General features: G+C 43.9%; 5 protein-coding genes and 1 pseudogene. 1 reads left to right on the plus strand and 5 read right to left on the minus strand.

From position 1 onward, the window contains the following. A partial coding sequence (locus DXZ20_RS31570) for a two-partner secretion domain-containing protein (protein ID WP_348918741.1) occupies positions 1-4,414 on the minus strand: 4,414 nt, incomplete at its 3' end. Positions 4,415-4,595: 181 nt separating this feature from the next. Then, complete coding sequence (locus DXZ20_RS31575) at positions 4,596-9,029, minus strand: two-partner secretion domain-containing protein (protein WP_163702803.1); 4,434 nt, start codon at positions 9,027-9,029, stop codon at positions 4,596-4,598. 370 nt (positions 9,030-9,399) lie between these two features. Between DXZ20_RS31575 and DXZ20_RS31580 the strand changes: the two genes are divergently transcribed. Further along, complete coding sequence (locus DXZ20_RS31580) at positions 9,400-10,389, plus strand: hypothetical protein (RefSeq protein WP_163702804.1); 990 nt, start codon at positions 9,400-9,402, stop codon at positions 10,387-10,389. 565 nt (positions 10,390-10,954) lie between these two features. Here DXZ20_RS31580 and DXZ20_RS31585 read toward each other — a convergent pair. The 3 genes and pseudogenes from DXZ20_RS31585 to DXZ20_RS37925 all read right to left on the minus strand — a co-directional run. Further along, positions 10,955-11,158: a hypothetical protein gene (locus tag DXZ20_RS31585; protein ID WP_250565992.1), complete on the minus strand. Its 204-nt coding sequence runs from the start codon at positions 11,156-11,158 to the stop codon at positions 10,955-10,957. A 281-nt stretch (positions 11,159-11,439) separates the two neighbouring features. Next, positions 11,440-13,101, minus strand: a complete 1,662-nt coding sequence (locus DXZ20_RS31590; protein WP_163702806.1) for a choice-of-anchor C family protein — start codon at positions 13,099-13,101, stop codon at positions 11,440-11,442. Positions 13,102-13,172: 71 nt separating this feature from the next. Beyond that, a pseudogene (locus DXZ20_RS37925) lies at positions 13,173-13,442 on the minus strand (hypothetical protein); the annotation flags it as partial.

Genomic DNA, 13,442 nt, shown 5'->3' on the forward strand with positions numbered 1-13,442 from the left:
CATGACTCAAAACCAACCGTCCATCCGCCAACTGATACACCCCATGAGCCTCTTGAATATCTGATGTTGCCGTTGATGACGTAGGTGATTGGATATCGTCTGTCAGATAAACAGCGAGTGGAGCCGTTCCTGGCTGCTGCGGTAATCCTTCACCGCCGGTAACAACAAAGCTGCCAGTATTGTCATTATCAGCATTAACAATACAGCTTCCAGCCGTTAGCTTTGCTGTATCGACAAACTCACCAGATAGTTCATTGAGACTGTTCTCAATAAAACTAGCATCATTGATGAAAATCTCACCAGACTCAATACCACCAGTCGCATTGATATCGACTTGACCATTGCCATCAAGCGCTAATAACTCCTCACGGCTTAAATTTTCTATAGTAGGCTCAAGATTTTGACTAAAAACAGCTGTTTGACTTAGATCGATATTTCCACCCTTACCATCAGCTGAGAATGCAATGATATCACTATCGTCAAGAGCGACTAAAGCATTGGCTCTGATTGTGATGTCACCACCGCTATTTTCACCAGAGTTCACAAAAGTTTGAATATCACTATCATCAAGTAGGACAATTATTCCTGCATCAATCTGAAGCTGACCACCATTACTAGACTCAGCATTAGTCCCGATTGTACCGTTTTGGAGTCGCAGCGAAATTGGAACCCTTAAAGTTATTTGACCAGCGTCCCCTTCAGCAGGTTCTGTATTGGGCGTATCTAGAGCTGAAGTCAGAACTTGACCACCATCTCTGATTGTCATAACAGAAGATTCGATAAAAATATTTCCTGCGTCACCACTTCTGATTGTTTGGGAAACAATTTCACTAGGAGTACCATCTACAGCAGTGCCAACCACATCTACTGAAGGTGCTGTAATGCTTATGTCTCCCCCTTTATTAGGACCGGCAGTATCTGCATTAATACTAGCACCATCTAAAACTTGCAACTGTGCTGTCTCAATAATCAAGCTTCCAGGCAATGCATCAGATAAAACATTGATGCTACTAGAGACAAAACTCTCTTCACTAGCTCGAAAAAAGTCTTCTCCTGCGATCTCATTAAGCTCACTACCTCTAACAAACCTTCCTCCAGTGACAACAAGAGAATCACTAGCATTAATTTTTATATTGCCTGCATTACCACCTCCAAACGCTGATATAGCACTAATGCTAGCGCCATCTCGAATGATCAATGTTCCAGTTTTTAGCTCTATATCGGCAGCATTTCCTCCGAAGATAGATGAAGCACCAATTCCTCCTTCTCCTATCAGCTCAGTTAAACCTGTAACAGTAATATTCAGATTACCACTGTCTCCTAGCGAAAATTCAGCTTGGCGTTCACCATTAGTGGTGGCACTAATTTCAGAATCATTTTGAACAACCAGAGTTCTTGCACTAATGGTCAAATTGCCAGCATCTCCAGGCCCATATGTACTAGCTTCTAAACCTGAACCATTGCGTACATCAAGCCTCTCAGAAACATTGACAATTAAGTTTCCTGCATCTCCTGCTTGTCCTGGAAAGTCTGGGTTAAGACCTCTTCCAAAAGCCTCCGTCGAAACCGAAGCTGAATCGCTAATAATCAAATTTTCAGCACTAATAGAAAGATTTCCACCATCGGCAACACTTCCACGAAATATTACATCTTCCAAAAAACCCGAGCCCGCTGATAAGGCACTTATAAAGTTGCCATCTGCAGAAACTCCTGAGACTTCTACAGTTCCACTTGCGTTAACATTCAAGTTGCCACCACGTCCGGTCTGTAGTCCAGCACTAGAAGATACAACCTGCGCACCACCTAGCACATACAGATCTTCTGTATTAATTATAAGATCTCCTCCATCAGCATATCCAAATGTTGCTGTAGATAAACTACTTGGAGTACTTTCACCGCCTGTGCCAACGACCTCTACTAAATCACTACTATTTACAACCAATGTCCCTCCTCTCCCATCTCCCTCTGTTCCATTCACTATTCTTCCACCATCTTTAATCGTCAGAATTCGACTATTGATATCAACATTGCCTGCATTGCCTGATGCACCGCCATCAACCTCATTAGATATGAATGCTTCTGATCCTAAAATACTAATGATGTCGGAAAATACTGATATATCCCCACCATTACCAGTTGCAGAATCCCCCTCCGGACCAGCAAAGATCCCCGATACTCTGTCATCCTCGCTGTAATCTAATACATCAACAGCCTCGTCAGAACTTATAAATATACTTCCACCTTGTCCTTGACCAAAGGCTCCAGCCTGTATCTGAGCGCCATCACGGACTAGAACTCTACCAGCTTCTATCGTTAGATTGCCGCCGTTTCCTCTTGTTCCTGGGCGTACATTTGTAGAGATCTTACTAATGTCATTATCTGATAGAAAGCCTGCTACCTCTAGCAGACCACTGACAACTAGCGTAATATCTCCACCTTGAGAATTTGGACTATTATTTGTTCCAAGTAGATCAGCTCTTATCTGTGCACCATCAAGAATATGAACTTGGTCAGCTCCTATTAGTATGTTACCTGCACTACCTGTTCCACCAATATCACTAGAGATGTTCCCAAACCCCATTGGTTCTCCAGGAATCACCTCAAGAAAAGCCCCTCGAAAGGTAAGTGTTCCAGTTTGAATCGTCACATTACCACTGTCTCCAGAAGAATTTGGAGAGTCAAACGTCCCTAAATTACCGCCAAATATCTCTATAGAAGTCTCTGCAAGAACATTCACATCTCCACCATCTTCTGCGCCATTGGCTCGACTGATTACAGAAGATAGAGGTCCTATATTTAAGCGATCTACTTCAAGAGAAATATTCCCATCGTTTCCAGATGAAATAACAGTATTTGCACCACTAAGATCGACGTTACTTGCAGAAAGAGAAATATCTCCACCTTCCAATACATCTGATATTGCACCGATACCGGCACCTATATCCAGAAAAATCTCCTTCTGAGCAATCAAATCGATATCACCAGCGTTTAACAAAACTGAACTGGTATCAATCCTGGCACCGTCATCTAGTAAAAAGTTTTCTCTCGCATCAACAACAACTTGACCACCTACACCACCAAAGCCTCTCGCGTCAATGCCCAGTACAGGAAAGGTCGCATCATCTCTAGGATTGCCTTGACCAAATATCAATATATTTGAAGGTGTCAACGCCTCGTTTGGAAAGTACTGATTAGTCAGAAAGACTAATCCTTCTGGTTCGTCTAAGATGATATTGCCAACACGGATATCTGCATCGATAGGAGTATCGTCTATCACGCCACCGTTTGGAAAAATGCCAGTTCCAGTTAAACCAATCGGCAGACCAATCTTTTCTGCTGAAACGCCTGCTCTGATGTCTAACGTTGCAAAAGTATTACCATCTATTGACAGTGTTTCACCGTTAGAAAGCGTCACAACCTCTTGAATAGACGTTTGAGCATCATCAGCACCTGCAATGCGAATAGTTCCTGGAATAAATACGCCACCTCCTGCAATAATGTGCAGCGAATTTCCGATGTAGTCTCCTATGACGACATTGCCTAGCGAACGAATAATCGGATCAACTGGACTCTCCAAATCCCCAGCGTCCCCATCCAAAGTCTCCACCCGAAACCCACCCCCACTCCAATAATGCGCATCTCCACCCACCGGAGACTCTGACCTCAGCACCATATCCCCGTACGAAAACAACCCACTATCCGGATGGCTCAACGCCACAATATCCACCTGCTGATTCCCCTGCACCAGCAAATCACCACCCGCAAACCCAACAAACGGAGTCTCTGACGTATCCCGTATCCGCACCTCATCTAACCCCAGCAGCGTTAAATCACCACCCGCCGCCACCTGCCCCTGTAAGTCCAACCCATTCCCCGCCAGCACCAGATCCCCCAGAACCGCCAGCTGACCACGACTCTCAATATCCCCAGAGTCCGCCGTCAAATAATTCTCCAACAAAACACTCGGATTCACCCGCAGCAACCGACTGCTCCCAGGCTCTACCGCACTAAATATCCCATCCTCACCCAAATCAACCGCATCCCCCGTCGTTCCATAAAACGCCCCCTCAATATCAAAAGACGCCGTCTCACCAAACACAATCCCATTCGGATTCAATAAAAATAGATCCGCGCCACCATCCACCCCTAGCAATCCAAAAATATTCGACGGATTCTCCCCCGTCACCCGACCCAAAATCGACTCAATCCCCACCGGATTTGCAAAATAAACCCGCTGTCCCTCATCTACGTTAAATTCAAAAAAACTGTGGAATAAATTACCGCCCCGCGTCGCACCACCCTCTACCAGGTCCGCCAGGTCACCGCGCACCTCCACATCCTCTATCAGGAGCGAACCCTCATTACCCAACGTACTATCCGGCACAATCTGCGCCACCGCAGGCAAAGTAAGCACAGAAAGTAGGGCAGCTACCCCCGCGAGCGTATAGGGTCTGAATAGCACAGCAAATCACAGATAACGTTCGATTATCAGAATATGCCGTGCTACACCTTCATTTCAAGAAACTTCAATCAACCTTAAACCTTGGTCCCAGAAACCCATCAAATCATTAACAGTAGCCTCTCTCCATAGCTGACTAACCACCACATCTATGACTCAACACTAACCGTCCATCCGCCAGTTGATACACCCCATGAGCCTCTTGAATATTCGATGTTACAGTTGATCCCATAGGCGACTGTATATCGTCTGTTGAATAAGAAGCAAGAGGAACCGTTCCTGGTCGCTGTGGTAACCCTTCACCACCGGTAACCACAAAACTACCAGTATTTTCATCATCTGCACGAGCAATACAGCTTCCAGCAGTCAGCGTTGCTGTATCAACAAATTCATCAGACAGTTCATTAAGACTGTTTTCTACAAAGCTGGCATCATTAATAATGATTTCACCAGATGCGATACCGCCAGTCGCATTGATATCAACCTGACCATTACCATCGAGAACAAGTAATTCCTCACGACTTAGACCTTCTTCTGTAGGGCTAAGATTTTGACTAAAAAGAACTGTTTGGCTCAAATCTATGTCACCACCACGACCATCGGCAGCAAATGCAAGAATGTCACTATCATCAAGGGCAACCAAGGCATTAGCGATGATGGTGATATTACCGCCATTATCCATACCAGAGTTCACAAAGCTTCTAATATCGCTATCACCCAAGAGAACAATATTGCCTGCACTGATTTGGAGTTGCCCTCCGGCATTCAACTCAGCTCTAGTAGAAATGTCACCATCACGCGCTTGAATAAGGTCACGTACCTCAATCACAACATTACCAGAATCTCCCTGACCTAGACTACCTGCAGCTATCACTGCACCATTCTCAATAAAAAGATTTGCAGCACTCAAGCGCACATCTCCTCCCTGGCCAATACCACTTTCTTGAATGGTAGTTAAAGCTCCAGTATCATCTTCTCCATTAAAACGAGCACTTTCAACAATAGTCAATACAATATCTCCGCCATTACCTGTACCAGCAACGCCAGAACTGAGCTGTGCACCATTCAAAACTTCTAAATTTTGAGCAGTTACTTGTATATCTCCCCCTTGTCCTTCTGCACCAACTTCAATAGTACTAAAAATTCCACTAGGAGTATCATCCCTCGGATCGCTTCCTTCAAGCTGAGCTGTTTCCCGAACCGTTACGATCACATTTCCAGAATCACCTAACCCAAAGGTGCCAGCATTAAACTTTGTACCGTCCAGCAGTTGTAAGTTACCAGCTGTAACTATGATATCTCCACCCTTACCGGTACCAGTTTCACCCACATTGCTAGAAAGCCCGCTAGAGGTACCATCAACAGGTGAAACGCCTGCAAACTGGGCCGTTCTATTAATGTCTAAAATAATATCCCCTGCACTGCCACTACCATTAGTTGTAGTCAACAAGCCTCCTGCCCGAACAACATTCAACTCATCTGCCGCAATAATGATATTCCCTGCATCATCACTGCCGTTGGTGGTGCTGCTAAACTGTGCTCCATCAAGGATTCTCAAAATCCCAGTTGTAATCTGGATATTACCTCCCTCACCACTGTTATCAGTATTACTAAAAGCACCACTAGGAGCATTGTCTCTTGGATCTACGCCCTCAAAACGAACAGATTCACGCGTATTGATATTGATTGAGCCCGCGTCACCCAAACCAGAGGTTGCTGAGATAATTTGCGCACCACTTAAAACTTCCAAGCCGTCAGCTGTAATTCGAATATCTCCCCCCTGCCCCTCTCCAGTTTCTTCAACACTGCTAAAGGCTGCGCTAGTTGCATTGGTATTGAAAGCATTAATGCCTTCGAAGCGAACAATGTTGCGAATGTCTAAAATGACGTTACCAGCATCACCCAGACCACGCGTACTAGCCAGCAGCTGGCCTCCATTGAGAATTTCTAGATCAGCAGCAGCAAGCCGAATATCACCTCCATTGCCTTGACCATCGAACGCAACACCACTAACGATAAGGCTACCGACACCATTAGCTGGATCAGCCCCATCAATCCTGACCATGTCTTGAGTGTCTAAAATAATATCTCCTGCATCTCCTATTCCAAAAACAGATGTGGATAACTGGGCACTGTTCAGGACTTCTAGATTAGTTGCTGAGATTTGTACATTCCCTCCCTGCCCCATACCTCCAATTTGAACACTACTGACGGCTAAACTAACTCTGCTGGGGTCAACAGGGTTTACACCATCAAAACGAACTGTCTCTTCAATTTCCAAAATGATATTGCCAGCATCACCTTTTCCAAAGGTAGATGCATTTAACTCCGCCCCATTAAGTACCTCTACATTTCTAGCAATAATATAGATGTCGCCTGCCTGCCCTTCAGCATCAGATTGTACATCGCTAGCAATGCCGCTAGGTGTTCCAAGCACAGGATTTGCCCCCTCAAAGCGTGCAGTTTCACGAATCCGCAGCTCTATATCGCCAGCATCACCGATACCAAATGTTGTTGTGCTAATATCTGCACCATTTGATGATTCTAAGCTACCTGCAGTAATGTAAATGTTGCCACCTTGAGCATTTCCATCAGTGTTCAAAACATCACTACTGATACCACCAAGAAACTGTTGAGCAGAATCACTGCCCTTCAATAAAACAGCCTCACGAACATCTAAAACGATATTACCAGCTTGACCATTTCCTAAAGCATTGCTGGTGATTCGCGCCCCCTCAGCTACTTCTAATCGTTCTGCTGTGATTTGAATATTACCGCTCTCACCATTACCATTAACGCCTATTCCAGTCGCAATCTGGCTAGGAATAAAAATCATACCATCGGTGATAATCGGAGGATTGTCAGATATATCAGTCGAGAAAAATGTTCCATCCTCAATCACTATTGTCTCATCGATATCGATGACAATATCTCCCCCCTGGCCATTACCGTCTACATAGCTTGCTAGCTGGAAACCATCCAGAATCTCTAAGTTCTCTGCACGAATCTGAATATTTCCGCCAGTCCCTTGTCCCTCGGACACAAGATTAGTAAAGATTCCCACAGAATTAGTATTATCCAGCCCATCAAGCGTTACTCTGCCATCGGCAAGCATCACAACATCACCGACATCACCAGAGCTTTGCGTAGAGATAAAACTATTTAATACAGCAATATTATCGCGAGAATCTACAAAAAGCCTGCCTCCTTGCCCCTCCAATTCTCCAGTTACTGTATCGACATCTATATTGGCAAGATTGATAAACCCAGATGGGAGGGTCTGCAAAGGGGCTGGTAAGCCTTCGCGGGTAATTTGAATATCGCCTCCCAACAGGTCTGTATTAGGCTCATACTGATTTGTCAAAAGGACTAAGCTGTCACGACTTTCAGCAGTAGTTCCAACAAAGCTTATCTGAATATCTGCCCTTGAAGGGGTATCTGTCAGATTAATTGTAGATATAAAATCGTTTATTGGATCTACACCAAAAGTTCCTGGAAATGAGCCAATCACTTCTGGCTTTACACCTGCTCTAATATCTAACGTAGGCTGAGCCGCGCCATCAATCTCAAGCATCGTTCCATCAGACAATTCAACATTTTCTTGTAGAAAGTCAACACCGAGCATATCCGACTCAGGAGAAGTAATAATAGCTGAACCAATATTGACAGACCCGCCTGCTAAAATATGTAGCGAGCTACCGGAGTATTGTTCAATATCTACATCGCCAAAAGCTCGAATAATTGGATCAACAGGGCTAAATAACTCTCCTCCAGTCCCATCCAATTGCTCAACGCGAAAACTACCACCGCTCAGATAATGGGCATCTCCCCCAACTCTCTCCGCTGAGCGCAAGACCATCTCTCCATACGAAAACAACCCACTATCGTGATGATTCAACGCCACAATATCGACTCGCTGGTTCCCCTGCACTAGCAAATCACCACCCGCAAACCCCACAAACGGAACCTCAACCGTGTCCCGTATCCGCACCTCCTCCAACCCCAGTAGCGTCAAATCACCACCCGCCGCCACCTGCCCCTGCAAATCCAACCCATTCCCCGCCAGTACCAGATCACCCAGCACCACCAGCTGACCACGACTCTCAATATCCCCAGAGTCCGCCGTTAAATAATTCCCCAACAAAACACTTGGGTTCACCCGCAGCAAACGGCTGCTCCCAGGCTCCACCGCACTAAATACTCCATCCTCCCCTAGCCCAATCGCATCCCCCGTCGTTCCATAAAACGACCCCTCAATATCAAAGTTCGCCCCCTCACCAAATACAATCCCATTCGGGTTCAACAAAAACAGGTCCGCGCCACCATCCACCCCCAGCAACCCAAAAATATTCGACGGATTCTCCCCCGTCACCCGGCTCAAAATAGACTCAATCCCCACCGGATTTGCAAAATAAACCCGCTGTCCCTCATCCACATTAAATTCTAAGAAACTGTGGAATAAGTTAACGCCCCGCGTCGCACCACCCTCTACTAAACCTGCCAGACCACCGCGCACTTCTGTATCCTCCGTTAGAAGCGAGCCTTCATTACCCAACGTATCATCAGGCATAATTTGAGCCACAGCAGGCGAAGTAAGTATAGAAAGCAGGGCAACCGCCCCAACAAGCGTATGGTGTCTGAACAGCACAGCAAATCATAGATAATGTCCAATCATCAGAATATGCTGTACTACACCTTCATTTCAATAGACTTCAATCTACCTTAGGCATCAATACCCCACATACCACAATCAATCAGGTCACTTCGCTCAACTAATGCGCCTGAATGATGATCTCCAATAAAGGAATAAAGTCATGCCTGCATTAATTTTTAACGACAATAATCTTACCGAAATCTACAATCTGAGATGACAAAAAAGTCAATAAATCGTCTAGGGGGTGTCTTTATTCTTAAATCATCCGATTCAAGAGGGAAAAGCCATGTCTACTCAGCCAAACACAGTCGAAAATTCTCAGGCATCCAAAAATGTACATAAATCCTCTAAGAATTGGTTCCAAGATATACCGTTAAAAAAAATAGGAACATTTGTTGGTAGTTTAGCTGCCATTGGCAGCTTAGTAGGGGTCTTCTTTGCAGTTAACAAATGGATAGAGGAAAGACCCAGCATCGAGATTGAGATTAGTCAAATTGACTTGGTAGGTTATTTACCAGAAGACAGGAAACAAATTCTACGAGAAAAAACGATAGTAATATTATCAAACTTAGAAAGTGAATATGCAGAACTTACTGGAAACTATGTGAACAATATAATAAGAGACGCCTATGGACTTTTTTTGAATGCTAACAAGGTATTTGTTGAATATCCTGAGGCAAATTCTGAACCTCAAAACTATCTTGAAATTTTGCAAAATAGCTTTTCTGACAACATAGAGCAGCTTAAATCTTTGCAAGAAAAAGCTTCAGATGAATCTAAGCCAAAGTATGACAAGCTAATATCTGCAATCGAAGAGGAGCAGAAAATAATAGAAGATCTTGAGTTGCCTCTTAAAATTTCAACAACAGTTAGAGCTGAAAACAGTAGTCGTCTATCAAATTACATGAACTCCCAAGCAATTCTTTTGCTTCATCGGAATGAAGAAGAGTACTCTTCTGTCCCCAAAGTAATTTTAGACCTCGTCGAAGATCCATCCGAAGATAGTCCTAACAATGGTAAGGTTGAAGGCTATGGAGTATCTTCATTAACATTTGAATCTGAGATAGATAAACTCGAAAAAGACAGCCAGCACAGTGTTGACATTGCCTTTAAGAAAAGACCTGAAGGTGATGAAGACTATACTTTAATATTTGTACTAGAAGATATTAAAGAAAGGTTATGGCACGAGCAAGCATTGTTTTCAGTGTTCACTGAGCAAAACAAAAAGAATGAGCTTAGAGCTTCTGCCAAAAAAGTGTTTGAAGCCAGAGAATAGTAGATTTAGATGAATGTGGAACGGGTGTCTTCATCGCTATTTGCGATGAAGACATACTGGCTGAGAAGTTAACAATATCCCCTTATCTGGCTTATGCGAAGTTGTCATAGCAATAGATTAAGTTAGACTGACGATCTGTGGAGGATGCGGGGTTTTATATCGATAGCTCTTGCGATAGCACCTGCCACACCAGTGTGAAAATTCCATCAAAATCTGACAGTAATGCATTCAAAACCATGAAATTGATTATGAAGGAAAGATAGTGTGCTCTGAAACAACAGTATGCTTACGCATCTAGATATTCTGACATTTCTAGTATATTTTTCAAGGTTTACGATGGGTCAATGGGCTCTGGGTAGTCCAAAATTATCACTACATTTATACTACCTAGAATCTAGTCACGAGAAATGATAAAAGTTCTTGAAGGCTGGGTTCAAAAGGGCCCTAGATAAAACGAAGTTTTTTGAGCACATCTTCTGTCACTCCTCATTTGTCTCGCAAGGTGTAAACAAAATAATACGCGCTTCTCTAACTTACACTAACATCCTTAGCCACTAAGCACGCGTCAATTATTACTTTTAGATTTGAAGTAGATTGCGATCTCATCCGCCAATTCAGCTTCCGTCAATTCAATCGCAACAACCTTATCCTCATCCTCCGCTTCATCAGCTTGCTCATTGTCAGGCTCACTGCTAGCACCAAACAAAGTTTTTCCAGAAAACGCCAGGAAGAGGCCAGCAAATACGAATATAGGCAAAAAAGGTATCATGATCTTCGGAGATTAAGGGGGCATCAACCACAATCGTTAAAACTTCCTGTCAACGACTGTGGGCTTCAATTATTAATCACCAATAATTCCTGAATTTTATACATGACGTTTTTACCTTAAACGACCAAGGAATCTGTTTTTTATCTTTTCTAGGGTGCTTCAGGGGTGAGGATACAAACATAAATGCACAGACAATTTAACGTATATATCCTTACCCCGATAAAACAATCCGTCGAGTTGGCAAACGAAAGAACCCCAGAGTCGTTTGCCAACTCGACGCGTTAAATCACAAAATTGTCAGCGGTACCTAACTCAGTTGGTGTGACATCGTAGGCAATAGCGAGGGTTCTAGCACCGCCATTACCGTCTATACCATTCGTATCGATTCGGATACGGCTATTGTCTTGGCCAAAGGAAGTAATTCCTAAGTATCCCTGATCGATGGCCTGGTCATAGCTATCGATACTGACACCAAGGCTATCAAACAAATCGCCCAGAACAATTTTGTCAGACCCGACTTCAAAGTCATTGATGCGATCAATGCGATCATCTATCGATTGGAAGACAAATTGATCAGCACCTGCGTTACCAGTCAATCTATCACTCCCGCCTTTGCCGATAATAATGTCGTTGCCCGTGGTACCAGTCAACGTGTCACGGCCATCTGTACCTTCGACCCTATTAACTGGTTGAACACCATCATTCAGAGAGAGTACAAAGGACAAATTATCGGCATACCCATCATTGTATGAACCTTGTTGACGGGTAGCTACCATCTCAACTTCTGCGCTTCTAGCACCGACTGGTACTAGCAAACTATCCTCTTGAAACAGAAGCTTACTTTCTCCTCCACGATCTGCGGCTGAAATCGAACCAATTTCAAAGGATTCTAAAATGGTTTGGTTCTCATCATAGAATGTAGCTTCTACAACCATATTGTCCTCTTGGCGAACCCATCCACCAAAAAATCCACTGAGATTAGCAGTCAGAAGACCGTCGTCAATTTGTTCTTCAATTCCATCAAACTCAATTACCTGAGTAGCAGTTGACAATGGATTGCTAGGACCACCAGCAAAATAATTGGTATCTCCATTCACTACAGTTCCGTCAGCAGTATCTAAATCCTGCCCAGGTACTGCCGCACTGTATTGAACAGCCGTAAAGGCACTACCAGATGTTTCCCAACCAAATGGTGTAAGCACTTGATTAAAATTGCCTGACCCAGATGAACTTTCTGCATCAGGATTCACCAATAGGTTTATGCCAAGTTCAGTAGGCCCAATTTCTAGCTGAGTATTACCAAAGTTGATATTCTCAACAACATTACCATCTTGACCAATCTCAACAGTGTGGAAGCCTGAACTTGGATCAATTTCAACAACAGATACATTGTCAATACTGAGGCCAGCGGTTCCAGGAATCAAACTTTTGAATTTCAAAACAGTTTGAGCATCGGTCGCTATAAACTCTAATGATGTCGGCACGTAGTCTAAGGAACCTGCTGACTGCCCAGAAATGTCATAACTTAAATCAGCCGTGACACCAGCTACCTCGACCTGACCCATTTTGACAGCTGGTGTACCTCTAGGGTTAGCCGCCAAATCAAAGGTAAGTAGATAACGTTCCCCAACAGTCGTATCAATAGTTTGTTGAACCTCACCCGTAATAAAACCATTTAAGTCCAGACTAATTGAACCATCAGCAGGCTGGTAAAATGGCGCACCAACTAGATCAACCTGACCATCTGTAACGGTCCAATTAGGAATAGTAGTTGCACCGCTCTCAACATTTATAAACGAATTACCTGGGTCAGGTCCATCTTCAAAACCACCATTGAGTACCAGATTATTTCCGACTACTCCATTATTAGGAAACGTCTGCCTAAATCCAGTAGGCACCACTTCACGCACAGTGTAGGTGCCTGGAGCAAGATTCTCAAACACATATTGCCCTGTTTCATCAACATCAGGAGTATTCGGATTATCGCTCTTTAATGACTCTAGCTAGAGGAATTTCAAGGAGGATTCTCTTGGATTGGAACCGCTATCCCTGGGAACTGGTTCATCCAAGCAATCAAACCATCAAATCCTTCTGTTAATTGAGGAATGGGAAAAATCTCTAGCCAAGGCTTGAGTAAGTTGAAACTGACCCAAGGAAGAAGAATCAACCGTAAGTTGTTAAGCCAACTCTTCCAACCATCTCCGTCCTCCCAATAACGGTGCTTGAGAAACGATGAGAACGCCGTTGAGTCATCGTGTTCTGGAGGAATAGTCCCTTCAGGTCG

Source organism: Adonisia turfae CCMR0081, from assembly GCF_011009555.1.
Lineage (GTDB): Bacteria > Cyanobacteriota > Cyanobacteriia > Phormidesmidales > Phormidesmidaceae > Leptothoe > Leptothoe turfae.